The sequence below is a fragment of the Streptomyces xanthophaeus genome (assembly GCF_030440515.1).
Lineage (GTDB): Bacteria > Actinomycetota > Actinomycetes > Streptomycetales > Streptomycetaceae > Streptomyces > Streptomyces kutzneri.
This window is the reverse complement of sequence record NZ_CP076543.1, coordinates 5,996,010-6,011,251: the sequence shown is the minus strand read 5'-3', so window position 1 is coordinate 6,011,251 and position 15,242 is coordinate 5,996,010. Positions and strand designations below refer to the sequence as shown.

Annotated in this window: 18 protein-coding genes and 1 pseudogene; 8 read left to right on the top strand and 11 right to left on the bottom strand. The window is 72.9% G+C overall.

The features are described from left to right. Positions 1–100: 100 nt before the first annotated feature. Positions 101–304 carry a cold-shock protein gene (locus KO717_RS26780; protein ID WP_030010141.1) on the bottom strand — a complete coding sequence of 68 codons (204 nt, stop codon included), beginning with the start codon at positions 302–304 and terminating at the stop codon, positions 101–103. 425 nt (positions 305–729) lie between these two features. Here KO717_RS26780 and KO717_RS26775 point away from each other — a divergent pair, with 425 nt between their 5' ends. Continuing rightward, positions 730–1,371, top strand: coding sequence for an SIMPL domain-containing protein (locus KO717_RS26775; RefSeq protein WP_301371754.1), 642 nt, complete (start codon positions 730–732; stop codon positions 1,369–1,371). Positions 1,372–1,392: 21 nt separating this feature from the next. Here KO717_RS26775 and KO717_RS26770 read toward each other — a convergent pair whose 3' ends face one another. The 4 genes from KO717_RS26770 to KO717_RS26755 form a co-directional block, all read right to left on the bottom strand. After that, positions 1,393–2,550: an acetyl-CoA C-acetyltransferase gene (locus KO717_RS26770; protein ID WP_301371753.1), complete on the bottom strand. Its 1,158-nt coding sequence runs from the start codon at positions 2,548–2,550 to the stop codon at positions 1,393–1,395. Between the two features lie 30 nt (positions 2,551–2,580). Beyond that, entirely contained in the window at positions 2,581–3,210 is a 630-nt protein-coding gene (locus KO717_RS26765) for a TetR/AcrR family transcriptional regulator (RefSeq protein ID WP_301371752.1), read from the bottom strand. Between the two features lie 26 nt (positions 3,211–3,236). Beyond that, positions 3,237–4,022 (bottom strand): SDR family oxidoreductase, encoded by a 786-nt coding sequence (locus KO717_RS26760; RefSeq protein ID WP_301371751.1) that lies wholly within the window; start codon positions 4,020–4,022, stop codon positions 3,237–3,239. Between the two features lie 76 nt (positions 4,023–4,098). Then, positions 4,099–4,257 carry a hypothetical protein gene (locus KO717_RS26755; RefSeq protein WP_301371750.1) on the bottom strand — a complete coding sequence of 53 codons (159 nt, stop codon included), beginning with the start codon at positions 4,255–4,257 and terminating at the stop codon, positions 4,099–4,101. A 62-nt stretch (positions 4,258–4,319) separates the two neighbouring features. On the opposite strand from KO717_RS26755, the gene KO717_RS26750 reads away from it, so the two are divergent. Genes KO717_RS26750 through KO717_RS26740 form a run of 3 tightly spaced genes read left to right on the top strand, consistent with a single transcriptional unit; the run spans position 4,320 to position 6,936 of the window. Next, entirely contained in the window at positions 4,320–4,757 is a 438-nt protein-coding gene (locus KO717_RS26750; protein WP_301371749.1) for a hypothetical protein, read from the top strand. Further along, positions 4,757–5,902 (top strand): acyl-CoA dehydrogenase family protein, encoded by a 1,146-nt coding sequence (locus KO717_RS26745; protein WP_301371748.1) that lies wholly within the window; start codon positions 4,757–4,759, stop codon positions 5,900–5,902. The genes KO717_RS26750 and KO717_RS26745 overlap by 1 nt, the downstream gene beginning before the upstream one ends. Beyond that, positions 5,902–6,936 (top strand): acyl-CoA dehydrogenase family protein, encoded by a 1,035-nt coding sequence (locus KO717_RS26740; protein ID WP_301371747.1) that lies wholly within the window; start codon positions 5,902–5,904, stop codon positions 6,934–6,936. The genes KO717_RS26745 and KO717_RS26740 overlap by 1 nt, the downstream gene beginning before the upstream one ends. On the opposite strand, the gene KO717_RS26735 is transcribed toward KO717_RS26740, so the two are convergent. The 5 genes from KO717_RS26735 to KO717_RS26715 form a co-directional block, all read right to left on the bottom strand. Next, complete coding sequence (locus tag KO717_RS26735; protein WP_301371746.1) at positions 6,917–7,642, bottom strand: class I SAM-dependent methyltransferase; 726 nt, start codon at positions 7,640–7,642, stop codon at positions 6,917–6,919. The two genes, KO717_RS26740 and KO717_RS26735, sit on opposite strands and share 20 nt — an antisense overlap. A 593-nt stretch (positions 7,643–8,235) precedes the next feature. Further along, the gene (locus KO717_RS26730) at positions 8,236–8,784 is read right to left on the bottom strand and encodes a hypothetical protein (RefSeq protein ID WP_301371745.1); all 549 of its coding nucleotides are present in this window, start codon (positions 8,782–8,784) and stop codon (positions 8,236–8,238) included. A 7-nt stretch (positions 8,785–8,791) separates the two neighbouring features. Beyond that, positions 8,792–9,715, bottom strand: coding sequence for an alpha/beta hydrolase (locus tag KO717_RS26725; protein WP_301371744.1), 924 nt, complete (start codon positions 9,713–9,715; stop codon positions 8,792–8,794). Next, positions 9,712–10,443, bottom strand: coding sequence for an SDR family NAD(P)-dependent oxidoreductase (locus KO717_RS26720; RefSeq protein WP_301371743.1), 732 nt, complete (start codon positions 10,441–10,443; stop codon positions 9,712–9,714). The genes KO717_RS26725 and KO717_RS26720 overlap by 4 nt, the downstream gene beginning before the upstream one ends. Positions 10,444–10,446: 3 nt before the next feature. Further along, positions 10,447–11,568 (bottom strand): LLM class flavin-dependent oxidoreductase, encoded by a 1,122-nt coding sequence (locus KO717_RS26715; RefSeq protein ID WP_301371742.1) that lies wholly within the window; start codon positions 11,566–11,568, stop codon positions 10,447–10,449. Positions 11,569–11,616: 48 nt separating this feature from the next. Between KO717_RS26715 and KO717_RS26710 the strand changes: the two genes are divergently transcribed. The 4 genes and pseudogenes from KO717_RS26710 (at position 11,617) to KO717_RS26695 (ending at position 13,892) form a co-directional block, all read left to right on the top strand. After that, positions 11,617–12,270 carry a PadR family transcriptional regulator gene (locus KO717_RS26710; protein ID WP_437184585.1) on the top strand — a complete coding sequence of 218 codons (654 nt, stop codon included), beginning with the start codon at positions 11,617–11,619 and terminating at the stop codon, positions 12,268–12,270. Between the two features lie 111 nt (positions 12,271–12,381). Beyond that, positions 12,382–12,555, top strand: a pseudogene (locus tag KO717_RS26705) (acyl-CoA dehydrogenase family protein); the annotation flags it as partial. A gap of 66 nt (positions 12,556–12,621) precedes the next feature. Further along, entirely contained in the window at positions 12,622–13,350 is a 729-nt protein-coding gene (locus KO717_RS26700; protein ID WP_301374776.1) for a VWA domain-containing protein, read from the top strand. Between the two features lie 35 nt (positions 13,351–13,385). Then, complete coding sequence (locus KO717_RS26695; RefSeq protein ID WP_301371740.1) at positions 13,386–13,892, top strand: pyridoxamine 5'-phosphate oxidase family protein; 507 nt, start codon at positions 13,386–13,388, stop codon at positions 13,890–13,892. On the opposite strand, the gene KO717_RS26690 is transcribed toward KO717_RS26695, so the two are convergent. Further along, a complete protein-coding gene (locus KO717_RS26690) occupies positions 13,889–15,169 on the bottom strand; it encodes a DUF1906 domain-containing protein (RefSeq protein WP_301371739.1) in 1,281 nt (426 codons plus the stop codon). The genes KO717_RS26695 and KO717_RS26690 overlap by 4 nt on opposite strands. Between the last annotated feature and the right edge of the window lie 73 nt (positions 15,170–15,242).

Below are 15,242 nucleotides of genomic sequence, written 5' to 3'. Positions count from 1 at the left end.
CGAGAAAGCCCTCCTGAAACCGGCAGGTAAAACAAAGGTCGAAACAGCAGACAAGCCGGGGCCCGCACCTCGCGGTGCGGACCCCGGCATGCTGAAGAACTTAGGCGGGGATGATGTTCTCCGCCTGGGGGCCCTTCTGGCCCTGGGTGACGTCGAAGGACACGCGCTGGCCCTCCTGGAGCTCACGGAAGCCCTGGGTGGCGATGTTCGAGTAGTGGGCGAAGACGTCCGGGCCGCCACCGTCCTGCTCGATGAAGCCGAAGCCCTTTTCCGAGTTGAACCACTTCACGGTGCCAAGTGCCATTTTAAATCTCCTGAATAGGCGGCAAAGGGCCCCATCCGGAGATTCCGGCAAAACAATAAAAGCGCCTGCGGAGCATTCCCGTCAGGCGCACATAAAGTTCATGGGTACCACAACTGCAACGAGCTCTAAGCTAGCACACCTCGCTGCGGGGAGTCCCGGGGCGAGGGGTGTGACCTGCACCCTCCGCCCCGCCGGCCTGCGGTGTGCCGGCCGGCCCGGTGGGGGTGGTCCGGGGGCCGGAGCCCCCGCCCCCCTTGGGTCGTGGGCGGTCCCGAGCCTTCCGGCCGCCCGGCCCGACCGGGCGGCCCGGCTCCGCCGACGGCGAAAAGATTCATCCCTACGGGTCGGACCGGGCCGGCCGGTACGGGCCGTACGGGCGGCACAAGCCCCTGGCGGCCGCCCACCCCAGCTGGTTTGATCATGGAATGGCAGCGATCAAGGAGCCCTGGGGGCTCAGTGTGCTCGGCGCGGGCAGCGTGTCCGCCGAACCCCGGCACGCCCACGTGGACCTGGCGGTCGATCTCCTCGCCCCGACCCCGAAGGCGGCCTTCGCCGAGGCGGGCGCGGCGGTCACCCGGCTGCGGGACGTCCTGCGTGAGCACGGCGTACCGGACTCCGACGTGTCCGGCTCACGGCTGCAGCTCTCCTCGCAGTACAAGGGCTACGGCGCGGACCGGACCTTCCACGGCTACGGCTGCGAGGCCACGTACACCGTGCGGACGGAGGAGCTGGCCGGGCTGGAGCTTTTGATCGAGGACGCGGTGACGGCCGGCGCGAACCGCGTCGACGCCGTGCGGTTCGAGGTGGAGGACAAGCCCGCGATGCGGGACGAGGCCCGGCGCCGGGCGGTGGCGGCCGCCCGGCGCAAGGCCGAGGTGTACGCGCAGGCGTGCGGGGTGCGGCTGGGGCCGGTCATCCACATCGAGGACGTCGACCCGGAGTCGATGGGCAGCTACAGCCACGGCCGCCGCAAGGGCGGGGACCCCGAGGAGGACGGCGCCCTCACTCCGGGCTCGGTACGCGTCGAGGCGGCCGTGCTCCTCGGCTTCGCGCTGCTGCCGGAGTGACCGGCGGGCCGGCCCGGACGGCTACAGCCGCTCGATGATCGTCACGTTGGCCTGGCCGCCGCCCTCGCACATGGTTTGGAGGCCGAAGCGGCCGCCGGTGCGTTCCAGTTCGTGCAGCAGGGTGGTCATCAGCTTCACCCCGGTCGCCCCCAGGGGGTGGCCGAGCGCGATCGCGCCGCCGTTGACGTTGACCCGCTGCGGGTCGGCCCCGGTCTCCTTCAGCCAGGCCAGCACCACCGGGGCGAACGCCTCGTTGATCTCCACCAGGTCGATGTCGGCCAGCGACATGCCGGTCTTCTTCAGCGCGTGGGCGGTGGCCGGGATCGGCGCGGACAGCATGCGGATGGGGTCCTCGCCCCGTACCGAGAGGTGGTGGATGCGGGCGCGCGGCCGCAGGCCGTGTTCCCGTACCGCCCGCTCGGAGGCGATCAGCATGGCCGCCGCACCGTCCGAGACCTGCGAGGAGACGGCCGCCGTGATGGTGCCGCCCTCGACCACCGGCTTGAGGGTGGCCATCTTCTCCAGGGTCGTGTCCCGGCGCGGGCCCTCGTCCACGCTCACGTCCCCGTACGCCACCGTCTCGCGCGCGAAGCGGCCCTCGTCGATGGCGCGGACCGCCCGCCGGTGGGAGCGGAGCGCGAACTCCTCCATGTCCTGCCGGGTGATCCCCCACTTCTGCGCGATGAGCTGGGCGCCGTGGAACTGGTTCACCGGGGCGTCCCCGTACCGGGCCCGCCAGCCCGCCGAGCCCGCGTACGGTCCCTCGTCCAGACCGAGGGGCTCCGCCGCCTGCCGTGAGGCGAAGGCGATCGGGATCATCGACATGTTCTGGGTGCCGCCCGCGACCACCAGGTCCTGCGTGCCGGACAGGACGCCCTGCGCCGCGAAGTGCACGGCCTGCTGCGAGGACCCGCACTGGCGGTCGACGGTGACCCCGGGGACCTCCTCGGGCAGGCCGGCCGCCAGCCAGGCGGTCCGGGCGATGTCCCCCGCCTGCGGCCCCACCGTGTCGAGGCAGCCGAACACCACGTCCTCCACGGCGGCCGGGTCCACCCCGGACCGCTCGATCAGTGCCTTCAGGACGTGTGCGCCCAGGTCGGCGGGGTGGACGGCGGACAGACCGCCGCCCCGCCGCCCGACGGGCGTGCGTACCGCATCGACTATGTAGGCCTCGGGCATCGGAACTCCTCAGACGGTCGGGTCGGTGGGTCAGGTGGGGCGCAGTGCGATCCCGTCCAGCACCATCGACAGGTACTGACGGGCGATCTCCTCGGGGCTGTGCTGTCCGCCCGGCCGGTACCAGGAGGCCGCCACCCACACCGTGTCGCGCACGAAGCGGTAGGTGAGGCGGATGTCGAGGTCGGCGCGGAAGACCTCGGCCTCGACGCCCCGCTCCAGCGTCCCGAGCCAGGCCTTCTCGAACTTCTGCTGCGAGTCGGACAGGTAGTGGAAGCGGGGCTGGGCGGAGAGGGTGCGGGACTCCTTCTGGTAGATGGCGACGGCGGCGCGGTGCCGGTCGATCTCCCGGAAGGACTCGGTGACGAGGGCTTCGATGGTCTCCCTGGGGCCGAGACCGGCGGCGAGGACGGTGTCGTACCCGTCCCACAGTTCGGTCAGGAAGGCCGAGAGGATCTCGTCGAGCATCGATTCCTTGGAATCGAAGTGGTAGTAGAGGCTGCCGGCGAGCATGCCGGCGGCGTCGGCGATCTTGCGGACGGTGGTGGCGTTGTAGCCCTGCGCGGCGAAGACCTCGGCGGCGGTGTCGAGGAGTTCACGACGCCGTTCGGGGGAGGCCGTCACCTGGGGCTTCTTCTGGGATGTCGGCTTGTTCGTTGGCACGCGTCCATTCTCGGCCAAGGCATCCGTCAGGCGTGCTGGCTGCTGACCGAGACCGTCTCGCCGGTCATGTACGACGAGTAGGCGCTGGCCAGGAAGACGATGACGTTGGCGACCTCCCAGGGTTCGGCGTAGCGGCCGAAGGCCTCGCGGGCGGTGAGTTCGGCCAGGAGCTCCTCGCTGGTGACCTTCACCAGGTGTGGGTGCATGGCCAGGCTCGGGGCGACCGCGTTGACGCGTACGCCGAACTCGGCGGCCTCCAGGGCCGCGCAGCGGGTCAGGGCCATCACCCCGGCCTTGGCGGCGGCGTAGTGGGCCTGGCCGGTCTGGGCGCGCCAGCCGATGACGGAGGCGTTGTTGACGATCACTCCGCCGCCACCGCCGGACGACTTGAACGCGCGCAGGGCGGCGCGGGTGCAGCGGAAGGTTCCGTTCAGGGTGACGTCGAGGACGCGGGACCACTGGTCGTCGGTCATGTCGACGAGGGCGGCGGTGCCGCCGAGGCCGGCGTTGTTGACGACGATGTCGAGGCGGCCGTGGGTGTGTTCGGCGAGCGCGAAGAGGGCCTGGACCTGGTCCTCTTCGGTGACGTCGCAGGGCAGGGAGGTGACGCGGTCGGCGCCGAACTCGGCGGCGAGCGCCTCCTCGGTCTCCTTCAGACGGCGGGCGTGGGCGTCTCCGATGACGATGCGGGCGCCCTCCTCCAGGAGGCGGCGGGCGGTGGCCCCGCCGATGCCGGCCCCGGCGGCGGCGGTGACGACGGCGGTGCGGTCCTTCAGCAGTCCGTGCCCGGGGACATAGTCGGGAGCGGTCACGCCGGTACCTCCTTGGGAAGGCCGAGGATCCGCTCGGCGATGAGATGGCGCAGGGCCTGGACGAGGCGGTCGCGGGTCAGCGGGTCGGCGAGGGCCCCGTCGGCGCGGGCGAGTGCGGCGGGGGCTTCGAGCTCGCGGCCGGGCCGCCGCGGCGCTCGAGGCCGGCGAACTCGCCGGTGAGGTGGGCCCGTAGCCACCCCCGGACCCCGGTGCGGAACTCCTCGACGCTGCTCATGGCCGTACGTTAACCTACCAAACACTTGTTAGGGAAGCTCGCTCGTGAAGGATGGACGCCGCATGCCCGACGACCGCAGGCCCCACGACCGCTCGAACCGCCCCCGCCGCCGCAACGCGCAGAACAGCGCGATGACGTACGCGCTGGACGACGCCTTCTACCGGGCCGCCGAGGACGACGCCCACCTGCCCTTCGAGCGGCGGGCCGGCCTGTGGTGGGACCACACCGGGCGGCCGGGCGCCGAGTCCCGCTGCGCGCGCGAGCCGGAGGTGTGCCTGGGGATGTGCCGGCGCCGGCGGGAGCTGCCGAAGCCGGTGACCTCCTCGGGGCGGGGCGCCTGTGCGGCGGGCGGCCTGATGCCGGCCCGGGTCTGCGACCTGATCGTGGCGAGCGAGGACGAGGTCGGCCTGCACCACCTCGCCCACGCGCACGACGCGGAGACGGCGGGGGACTCGCTCGGCGGCATCGGCATCGCCGCCCTGAAGGAGGCGAACACCTGATGGAACTCACCCACACGGCGGACGTGGAGGCCTTCCGGGCCGAGGCCCGCGACTGGCTCCGCACCCATGTCCCGGCCCGGCCCCTTCCCTCCCTGGAGACGGCCGCGGGCTTCGCGGCGCACCGGGAGTGGGAGGCGCTGCTGCACGCGGAGCGCTGGTCGGTGGTCTCGTGGCCCGAGGAGTACGGGGGCCGGGGCGTGGACATCGTCAAGTGGCTGGTCTTCGAGGAGGAGTACTGGGCCGCGGGCGCGCCCGGCCGGGTCTCGCAGAACGGCATCAGCCTCCTCGCCCCCACCCTCTTCGACCACGCGAGCCCGCAGCAGCGCGCGCGGGTCCTGCCGTCGATGGCGAGCGGCGAGGTGATCTGGGCGCAGGCCTGGTCGGAGCCCGGGTCCGGGTCCGACCTGGCCTCGCTGACGTCGCGGGCGGTCCGCACGGCGGGCGGCTGGCTGCTGACCGGGCAGAAGACCTGGTCCTCGCGGGCGGCCTTCGCGGACCGCGCCTTCGGGATCTTCCGCACCGACCCGGACACCCCCAAACCCCACCAGGGCCTGACGTACCTGATGTTCGACCTGCGGGCGCCGGGGGTGACGGTGCGGCCCATCGGGCGGCTCGACGGCAAGCCGGCCTTCGCGGAGATCTTCCTGGACCAGGTCTTCGTACCGGACGAGGACGTGATCGGGGAGCCCGGGCAGGGCTGGCGGATCGCCATGTCGACGACCGGCAACGAGCGCGGGCTGACCCTGCGCTCCCCCGGCCGTTTCCTGGCCGCGGCGGACCGGCTGGTCGGCCTGTGGCGCGAACACGGGGACCCGTCCGACACCGCGCTGCGGGACCGGGTGGCGGACGCGGTGGTCGGGGCCCGCGCGTACGAGCTGTTCACCTGGGCGAACGCCTCCCGCTTCGCGGCGGGCGCGACGATCGGCGCCGAGTCCAGCCTGAACAAGGTGTTCTGGTCCGAGTACGACATCGCCCTGCACGAGACGGCGCTGGACCTGCTGGGCCCGGACGCGGAGCTCGCGGAGGGCGAGTGGGCCGAGCCGTGGGTGTTCTCCCTGGCCGGGCCGATCTACGCGGGGACGAACGAGATCCAGCGCGACATCATCGCCGAGCGGCTGCTCGGCCTCCCGAAGGGCCGCCGCTGATGCGCTTCCTGCTGACCGACGAGCAGTCGGACTTCGCCCGTACGCTGCGCTCCCTGCTGGGCTCGGCACAGGTACCGGCGGCGGTACGGGCCTGGGCGGACGGCGACGCGGGGCCCGGGCGGACGGTGTGGTCCCGGCTCGCGGGGACGGGGCTGTTCGCGCTGGCCGTCCCGGAGCCCTACGAGGGGGCGGGCCTGCTCCCGGCGGAGCTGTCCCTCGGCTTCGTGGAGCTGGGCCGGGCCGGGGTGCCGGGGCCGGTGGTGGAGAGCGCCGCGGTGTCGGTGCTGCTGGCGGAGGTGGCGGACGAGGCGCTCGCCAAGCGGTTCCTGCCGGGGCTGGCGCAGGGCGGGACCTCGGCCACGCTGACCCTGCCGGGCGGGAGCCCGTACGCCCTGGACGCGGACGCGGCGACGTACTGCTTCACGGTGTCCCCGGCGGGCGAACTGCGCGTGGTGAACGGGGCGGACGTGGCGGACGGGGCGGACGGCGGCGCGGGCTCGGCGGGTGGGTCGCTCCGGTCGACGGACCCCGCACGCCGGCTGTCCCGCCCGCCGGCCGGCGCGGGTGAACTGCTGGCCGCGGGCCCGGCGGTGGCCCGGGCGGCCGAGGCGGCCGGACGCTGGGCCCGCCTGCTGACGGCGGCCCAGTGCCTGGGCGTCGGCGAGGCGCTGCTGGCCAGGACGGTGGAGTACGTGAAGCAGCGCACGCAGTTCGGGACGCCGATCGGGGCCTTCCAGGCGGTGAAGCACCGGCTGGCGGACACCCTGCTCGACCTGGAGTTCGCCCGCCCGCTGGTGTGGGCGGCGGCGCTGTCGCTCGACCCGGGCGAGGTGGCGGCCGCGAAGCTGGCGGCCGGCGAGGCGTCCTACCGGGCGGCGACGACCGCGCTCCAGCTCCACGGTGCGGTGGGCTACACCGAGGAGCTGGACCTGTCCCTGTGGCTGCGCAAGGCCCGCCCCCTGCGGGACGCCTGGGGAACGCCGTCGGCCTGCCGGGCCGAGGTCCTGCGCTCGCTCACACCACGGCGACGCTGAGGCTCACGACGTACTGCTCCTCGACGATGCCGTCCGGGAAGAGCGGGTCCAGCAGCTCCCGCTCCCCCGCGAAGTACGCGCGGGTGCGTTCCTCGCCCAGGACCAGGAAGGCGGAGTGGCTGGCGAGGTTGGCGAGGTGGTCGTCCAGCGTGATGCGCCGGGTCCACGTCACGGACCGGGTGGTGAACTCACCGAGCCCTTCGGGCAGGGTGCGGTGGGTCTCCCCCTCGACCCCGAAGAAGGCCCGGAGCCGCTCCTCCTGTTCGGCGATCCAGGGCACGGTGGCGTCCGTGTCGTTCCACCAGAGCGCGAGCGCGCCGCCGGGGCGCAGCACCCGCCGGGCCTCGGGCACGGAGCGGGCCGGGTCGGTCCAGTGCCAGGCCTGGGCGTAGGTGAGCAGGTCGAACGCGCCGGTGGCCAGCGGCAGCCGGTCCCCGTCGCCGCGCACGATCGGGATCCCGGGGCAGGTGCGGCGGAACTGGGCGGCCATTCCGTCCCCGGGCTCCACGGCGACGACCTCGGCCCCGCGCTGGTGCAGGAGCGCGGTGGCGATCCCGGTGCCGGCTCCCACGTCGGCCACCCGGGACCCGGCGAGCGGGCGCCCGGTGAGGGACTCGACGGCGTCGAAGAGCGCCGGGGGGTAGCTGGGGCGGTGGGCCGCGTACGAAGCGGCTGCTGCGTCGAAGGAACGGGCACGTGTGGTCATGCGTCCATTGTTTTCGATCACACAACCGGCAACAAGATCGAGGTACTTGCACCCTGCGCGTTCGGCGGTCCAGGCCGTACGGCTTCGCCACACGGCCTGGACCGGAACTCAACGGTTCATGTCGACGATGACTTCTTCCCGTCTCGCAGGCTTACCAGTCCCAGCTCCCGCCCCAGTTCCAGTGGCCGTGACAGTGGTTGTGGTGATGGTGGCCGTGGTGATGGTGCCCGTGCCCGTGACCGTGCCCGTGACCGCCGTGTTTGACCGCCATCGTGGTGGTTGCGGTGACGTTCGGCGTCGCCGGAGCGGCGAATGCGCTGGAGGGTAGCAGTGCACCTGCTGCGGCCAGGGCGGACGCGGCCGTGAGAAGGGCGAAACGCCGTGTGACGAATGCGTGAGTCATGAGAATTCACCTCCGGTGAGAAAGGACCACGCCGCCGGATCCGTTCCGGACGGCGCGGGTGGGTCACCTGCTCTGCGTGATCCCACGCCTCCATTAGGCCCAGAGTGACGAAATGCCTCACGTCCCGATATTTCGGGACTTGACAAACAGCGCGGTCACGAATTCACCGGCGGCAGCCCCAAGAAACTGCCTAGGTGCGGGGGCGCAGGGAGAGCCGGCCGACGAGGGTGGTCTGGAGCAGGATCAGGGCCCCGGTGCCGGCCACCGGCCAGAGCGGGCGGTCCGGGCGGCCGCCCACGGCCCAGGCCGGGCCGTCGGGGTCCACCGTCACGGTCAGCCGGGCGCCGACCGGGAGGTCCTGTTCCACCGGTCCGGGCAGGTCCCGGCCGGCCGCCGTGCGCAGCCGCAGCGACGGGGAGGTGGCCGAGCCGTCCTGCACCATGGTCCGCTCGGCGACGACCGCCTGTTCCTCCCGGCCGCGGTCGTGCAGGGTGTGCCGGTCCCAGGTGATCCCGCCGGCCACCGCGATGCCGACCGCGAGGAGGGCGACGGAGGTGCGGGCGACGAATTCCGCGCCGGTGCCGTGCGGTACGGCCGCGCCCGCGACGAAGACGGCCAGCAGGACCGGGACCCAGGCTCCGCCGGGTCCCCGGAGGAGCCAGATCGCACCGAACTCCACCGCCAGGAGAAGGCAGTTGCGCAGGACCGCGCCCGGCAGTCTCCGTATCAGTTCAGCCATGGACACATCATGCCTGGGTGCCCGGCCGCGCCGCCCTTCCCACCCCCGCCACCCAGGCCGCGGCCGCCCGGAGCGCGGCGGCGCCCGCCGGAAGCGGCAGTCCCAGGAAGCCGTGGAAGACCCCCGGGTGGAGCTGGAGCGTGCAGTCGACGCCGGCCGCCGCCAGCCGGCGGGTGTACGCGAGCCCCTCGTCGCGCAGCACGTCGCAGTCGGCGAGGACGATCAGGGCGGGCGGCAGGCCCGACAGGTCGGGGGCGCGCAGCGGCGAGACGTGCGGGTGCTCCGGGTCGCCGCCGTACTGGTCCCAGTACCAGGCCATGTGGGCGGCGGTGTGGAAGTAGCCCTCCGCGTACGTCTCCACGGAGGCGGAGTCCATCCAGGCGTCCAGCGGCGGATAGAACAGCACCTGCCCCGCTGCGAGTCCGGGCGCGCGCAGGGCCGTCACGGCCGCGAGGTTGCCGCCGCTGGAGTCCCCGGCCAGCACCACCCGGCCGGGGTCGCAGCCGAGCGCCCGGGCCCGGTCCCGGGCCCAGAGCAGGACGGTGAGCGCGTCGTCCGGCGCCGCCGGCCAGGGGTGTTCCGGGGCCAGCCGGTAGTCCGCCGAGACGACCACCGCTCCTGCGGCCACGGCCAGGGAACGGCAGGTCACGTCGTGGCTGTCCAGGCCGCACATCACCCAGCCGCCGCCGTGCAGGAAGACGACCAGGGGCCGGCCGGACCGGCCGGGCGCGGGATCGTAGACGCGGACCGGGACCCCGCCCGCGACGGTGTCGGACACCGAGGCCACGGCCGGGCCCTCGCGGCCGGACCCGGACGCGGCGGCCGCCCGCAGCGCGCGGATGTCGCCCGGGCCCGGGAAGCCGGCGGTCATCGCGTCGCACAGCTGCCTGGCCTGCGGTGAGAGGGGATCGGGTGCACGGAGGCCGCTCATGCCGTCGTCATCCCCCCGTCCACGGTGAACTCGCTGCCCGTCACGTACGAGGACGCGTCCGAGCAGAGGAAGAGGACCAGCTCCGCGACCTCCTGCGGGCGGCCGATGCGCCCCAGCGGTACGTGCGACCAGTCCCGGCCCGCCACCGCCTCGGCCACCATCGGGGTGTCGATGGCCCCCGGGTGCACCGAGTTGACCCGGATCCGGTCCCCGGCGAGGTCGAGCGCCGCCGACCGGGTCAGTCCGCGCAGCCCGAACTTGGTGGATCCGTAGGCGGCGTGGCCCGGTATCCCGACCAGTCCGGCGGTGGAGGAGATGTTGACGACCGAGCCGCCCCCGCCCGCCCGCAGCACCGGCGCGACCGCCTGGATGCCGAGGAACGGGCCGAGCAGGTTCACCCGCAGGAGCGCTTCGAACTCCTCCGGCCGCTGCTGTTCCACGTGGGCGGTGCGCCACAGGGCCGCATTGTTGACCAAGGCCGATACCGTCCCGAAGGCGCGGACCGTCTCCTTCACCACCGTCGCCCAGCTCGCCGCGTCGGCCACGTCGTGGCGGACGTACAGTCCCTGATCGCCCAGTTCGGCGGCCACCGCCCGGCCCTCGTCCTCCCGTACGTCGGTGACGACGACCCGGGCCCCCGCCTCCGCGCACAGCCGGGCCTCGGCGGCGCCCTGGCCGCGGCCGGCGCCGGTGATCACGACGACCTTTCCGCCGAGCCGCTCCCCCACGGCTCAGCCCTCCAGCGCGCGGAAGTGCGGGATGACCTTCTCGCCCCACTGCCGGATGGTCTCCATGCACGCCTCCTGGGGGACGGTGCCCATCTGGATCAGGCACATCACCTCGTCGACGCCGATCTCGCGCAGCTGCTCGACGTATGCGATGGCGGTTTCGGCGCTGCCGTACGCGTGCTCCGCGTTGTAGGTGCCGGTGTCGACGGGCCGGGCGGGGATGTTCGCCTCGTGCAGCCGGGCGACGAGTTCCTCCCGGCCCTTGGCCAGCGCCCCCACGTGATCCTCCTCCTCCGCGTACCCGGTGGGCTCGGGGCCGTTCCCGTACCAGTGCGCGATGGACTCGGCGAAGAAGCGCTGCCCGCGCGTGCCCAGCCGCAGGGCACGCTGTGCGTCGTCGAGGACGATGGTCGGGCAGAGCGCGGAGAGGTGGTCGTTGGCCTCGCCCGAGACGAAGCGCTCGCCGCTGCGCGTGGCGATGGCCTCGTCGTAGACCTTGCGCATGGCGCGTACGTCGTCGGCGCCGGCGAAACCCATCACCAGGGCTCCGATGCCGAGCTCGGCGGCCAGCTTGAGGGTGTCGTGCTTGGAGCAGGCCATGAACAGCGGCGGGTGCGGGTCCTGGACCGGGCGGGGCAGGATCGCACCGGGGCCGATGTCGATGGAGCCGTGCCATTCGAAGGTCTCCTCCTTCCAGGCCGAGGAGAAGATCCGCAGCGCCTCCTCCATCTGCGGGGAGGTGTCCTCGGGCCTGACCCCGTACATGGACATCTCCTGGCGGGTGGCGCCGCGGCCGGCGCCGATGTCGACGCGGCCGCCGGAGAGCACGTCGAGCATGGCGGCGCGCTCGGCGACGCGCACCGGGTGCTGGTAGCCGAAGGGCATGGTGACGACGCCGTGGCCGATCCGGATCCGGCTCGTGCGGGCGGCCACCCAGGTCAGGAAGATCTCGGAGGCGCTCATGTGCGCGTACCTCGTCAGGGAGTGGTGCTCGACGGCCCAGATCCGGTCGAAGCCCATCTCCTCGGCGTGAACAGCCTGTTCGACGCAGTCGTGAATGACCTGGCGTTCGCGTTCGGGGGTGGGGTCGACGAGCTGCGCCTCGAAGATCATCGAGAACTTCACGGTGAGGTCCCTCCTCGAATATTTCGAATAGGAATACTTCTAGCAGTCATGTTGCGCAGGGGGAAGGGCGTCGTGAGGACCGGTCGTAGACTGCGCTGCGTGGCAGACGAGACGAACAGGCGCGCGCTCCCCGCGACCAGCTGGGCGGTGCTCGGGCTGCTCTCCTTCGGAGAGGAGCTCTCCGGTTACGACCTGAAGAAGTGGTCGGACTGGTCGCTGCGGTTCTTCTACTGGAGCCCGTCGTTCAGCCAGATCTACAGCGAGCTCAAGCGCCTGGAGAAGGCGGGCTACGCGTCCTCGCGGATGGTCGCCCAGGACACCGGGACGCGCGACAAGCGGGTCTACCGGATCACGGACGAGGGCATGACGGCCGTACGGGAGTGGGCCCGCGAGGCCCCCGTCGACCCGCCCGTCCTCAAGCACGGACCGATGCTGCGGCTGTGGCTGGGCCACCTGCTGGAGCCGGAGCAGCTGCGCGAAGTCCTCCTCCAGCACCAGGAGTTCGCGGAGAGGATGCGCCGTCGCGCGGTGGCCGACGGAGAGGGCGCCAAGGACGAGAGCGCCTGGGCGTACCCGACGCTCACCCTCAAGTGGGCCGAGCGGTACTACGCCTCCGAGCGCGACCTCGCGGCGGGCATGCTCGCCGACATCGACGAGCTCGAAGGGCTCGACGGGCTCGACGGGCTCGGCAAGCTGCCGTAGCAGCGCCGGAAGCACAGCAGCGGTGACCCGGCCGGGCACGACGACGCGGTCACCGCCGTCCAGCACGCCCTCCGGATCGCATTCGACGCTCGCGAGGACCCCGTCGAGCAGGTGGGGGCGGCCGCGCGAGCCCTGGGGGTGACGGTCCGGTACGCGAAGGGCCGGGTCCGGTTCGGCCGGCCCATCGGCTCCTTCCAGGCGGTCGAGCACCGGCTCGCCGACATGCACACGGCGGTGGAGACGGCCCGGGCGCTCGCGCGCGCGGCGGCCACGCACCGGGCACGGCTGGCGGCCGACATCGGTTTCACCATGGCGGGCCGACCGGCTGACCTGCTGCCGTACGCTCGCCCCATGACGGGCAGCGCAATCAACCTCCGCAAGGTCGAGGAGACGGCTCCGGCGCTCGTGAGCCTCTACAAGAGTGCCGGAATATCCCTCCGCAAGTACGGCCTGGAGGGCGGGCGGGCCGCGGTCTACCTGGTCCTGGACTACTCCGGATCGATGCGCCCGTACTACGCGGACGGCAGCATGCAGGCCCTCGCGGACCAAGTGCTGGGACTCTCGGCCCACTTGGACGACGATGGCCGGGTGCCGGTGGTCTTCTTCTCGACCGAGGTCGACGCGGTGGAGGAGATCTCTCTGGCCGCGCACGAGGGCCGGGTCACCGAGATCGCCTCCCGGCTGGGCCACATGGGCAGGACCGCCTACCACGTGGCGATGGACGCGGTCATCGACCATTACCTGGACTCGGGGGCGACTGCCCCCGCCCTGGTCGTCTTCCAGACCGACGGCGGGCCGATCAACAAGCTCGCGGCGGAGCGCTACCTGTGCAAGGCGGCCCGGCTGCCGCTCTTCTGGCAGTTCGTCGGCTTCGGCAACACGCGCAGCACGCAGTTCGACTTCCTGCGCCGGCTGGACGAGCTACCGGTGCCGGCTATGCGGGTCGTGGACAACGCGGGCTACTTCCACGCGGGAGCGGACCCCCGCAGGGTGCCGGACGGCGAGCTCTACGACCGCCTGCTCGGGGAGTTCCCGGATTGGCTGGCGGCGGCGCGGAGTGCGGGCATCGTGCGCGCCTGACCTGCGCCCGCCGGTACCCGCGCTTTGATGGACGTATGACGCATACCAGCTGGGCAGTCTTCGAGACGGCGGAACCGGAGTTCGCTGCGGCCGTCCAGGCCCGTTTCGCGCAGTACCCGCACCACGTCCTGGCCACCCTGCGCAAGGACGGCTCCCCCCGCGCGACCGGGCTGAACGTCGACATCCGGGGCGGGGAGCTGTGGCTCGGCATGATGTTCGGCTCGATGAAGGCCAGGGACCTCCAGCACGACCCGCGCTTCGCCCTGCACACCAACCCGGGCGCGGCCGAGGACATGCCGGACGGGGACGCACGGATCTCCGGGCGCGCGGTGGAGCTCGTGGACCCGCCCGAACTGCACCGGTACGCGGAGGAGACGGCGACCCCGCACCCCTTCCACCTCTTCTACGCCGACCTGACGGAGGTCGTCCGCGTGCGCGTGGAGGGCGACGAGCTGCTGGTGCGGTCGTGGACCCCGGAACACGGCCTGCGCACCCTGCGCCGGGGCGACGACGACGAACCTCCGCGCGAGGAGACGCCCTAGCTGAGCGGCGGCAGGCCGCCGACCGGGCCGAGGGCGGCCGGGTTCACGTCCACCCAGCTGCGGTCGATGTTGAGGGTGATCCCGCCGTAGGTGGCGTCGTGGTCGCCGCGGAACTGGTGGGCCCGGCGCGGGCCGGCCCACTGGGCCGTGCCCGCCGGCAGGCCCATGTCGGCGTCGCGGACGGAGGCCGACAGGTTCCAGCGGGCGGCCCAGAGCACGTCCGGCATGGCCTGGGGGGCCTGGTGGTAGTGGGCGCTCAGCGCCTTGACCCCGGAGCTCACCGAGACGTAGGCGGCGGAGCGGAAGCCCAGCTCGTGCAGCCGGTCCGTCCAGGCGGTCAGGTAGGCCACGACCGGGGCGTCCCAGGTGGCGCGGTCCGTGTAGTTCTCCAGGTCGTTGTAGAGCACCGTGCCCTCGGCCAGCCCCAGCGACCGGGCCGCGTCCGCCGCGCCGTCGGCGGCCTCCCGGCCCTGCCCGTTGGCCTCGGAGGGGTCGGTGGACAGGCCGGTGGCGGCGTTGTGCCAGGGCTGCGGGCCCACCCAGATCGGCATCAGGTGCCAGCCCGCGGCGGCCTGCCGTTCCACCCAGCGGGCCGTGAGCCGCGGCTGGGCGCAGGCCCGGGCCCGGCCTCCGACGTAGACGCCGATCGCGCCGAAGGGGGAATCGGCCCGCCAGGTGTCCATGGTCTTCTGGGTGGGGGCGGTGCAGGCGTCGAAGCCCTCGCCCTTGAAGGGCTCCTGGGCGGTACGGGGCTTCGGTCCGCCGGCGGCCGGCACGGCGACGGGGGCCGGGCCGGTCGGGGGCGTCATGGCGCGGGCCTGCGCCAGGACGGTGCGTACGGCGTCGGGCGTGGCCCCGTAGGAGACGGTGGCCATGATCCCGGAGCGGCGCAGGGCGTAGCGCAGCTCGTTGCTGTCGGAGCGGGGCGGGACCTCGCGCAGCACGTTCCAGGATTCGACGGCGACGGTCGGGATGTCGGCGCGCTCCGGGGCCCCGTCGAGGGGTTCGAGGTGCAGGGTGTCGGCGCGGCTGACGACGGCCCGGCCGGTGCACTCGGCCTGGGTGCCGGCGTGGCCGAGGTACAGGGTGGGCAGGTCGAGGCGCAGGCACGCGTCGGGGTTCCGGTCGAGGTCGACGACCCGCCAGTCGGCCGGGAGGGTGACGCGCAGACCGTGGTAGTCGACGGTCCGGCCGTCGTCGGCGGTGGCGGAGGGCTGGACGGAGGCCAGCAGGGCGGCGCCGAGCAGGCCGCTCAGCAGGGTTCGGGTGGGGGCCATGACCCAGATGGGTACCAGACGGCAGGGCCCTCAACTGTCCAGGGAGGCACCGCAGATGCTCCGTCCGGCCCAG

Excerpts from the sequence above, each read along its gene's own strand:
- KO717_RS26780 (WP_030010141.1), bottom strand. The coding sequence starts at position 304 with ATGGCACTTGGCACCGTGAAGTGGTTCAACTCGGAAAAGGGCTTCGGC.
- KO717_RS26775 (WP_301371754.1), top strand. The coding sequence starts at position 730 with ATGGCAGCGATCAAGGAGCCCTGGGGGCTCAGTGTGCTCGGCGCGGGC.
- KO717_RS26770 (WP_301371753.1), bottom strand. The coding sequence starts at position 2,550 with ATGCCCGAGGCCTACATAGTCGATGCGGTACGCACGCCCGTCGGGCGG.
- KO717_RS26755 (WP_301371750.1), bottom strand. The coding sequence starts at position 4,257 with ATGAGCAGCGTCGAGGAGTTCCGCACCGGGGTCCGGGGGTGGCTACGG.
- KO717_RS26750 (WP_301371749.1), top strand. The coding sequence starts at position 4,320 with ATGCCCGACGACCGCAGGCCCCACGACCGCTCGAACCGCCCCCGCCGC.
- KO717_RS26745 (WP_301371748.1), top strand. The coding sequence starts at position 4,757 with ATGGAACTCACCCACACGGCGGACGTGGAGGCCTTCCGGGCCGAGGCC.
- KO717_RS26740 (WP_301371747.1), top strand. The coding sequence starts at position 5,902 with ATGCGCTTCCTGCTGACCGACGAGCAGTCGGACTTCGCCCGTACGCTG.
- KO717_RS26735 (WP_301371746.1), bottom strand. The coding sequence starts at position 7,642 with ATGACCACACGTGCCCGTTCCTTCGACGCAGCAGCCGCTTCGTACGCG.
- KO717_RS26730 (WP_301371745.1), bottom strand. The coding sequence starts at position 8,784 with ATGGCTGAACTGATACGGAGACTGCCGGGCGCGGTCCTGCGCAACTGC.
- KO717_RS26725 (WP_301371744.1), bottom strand. The coding sequence starts at position 9,715 with ATGAGCGGCCTCCGTGCACCCGATCCCCTCTCACCGCAGGCCAGGCAG.
- KO717_RS26710 (WP_437184585.1), top strand. The coding sequence starts at position 11,617 with ATGTTGCGCAGGGGGAAGGGCGTCGTGAGGACCGGTCGTAGACTGCGC.
- KO717_RS26700 (WP_301374776.1), top strand. The coding sequence starts at position 12,622 with ATGACGGGCAGCGCAATCAACCTCCGCAAGGTCGAGGAGACGGCTCCG.
- KO717_RS26695 (WP_301371740.1), top strand. The coding sequence starts at position 13,386 with ATGACGCATACCAGCTGGGCAGTCTTCGAGACGGCGGAACCGGAGTTC.
- KO717_RS26690 (WP_301371739.1), bottom strand. The coding sequence starts at position 15,169 with ATGGCCCCCACCCGAACCCTGCTGAGCGGCCTGCTCGGCGCCGCCCTG.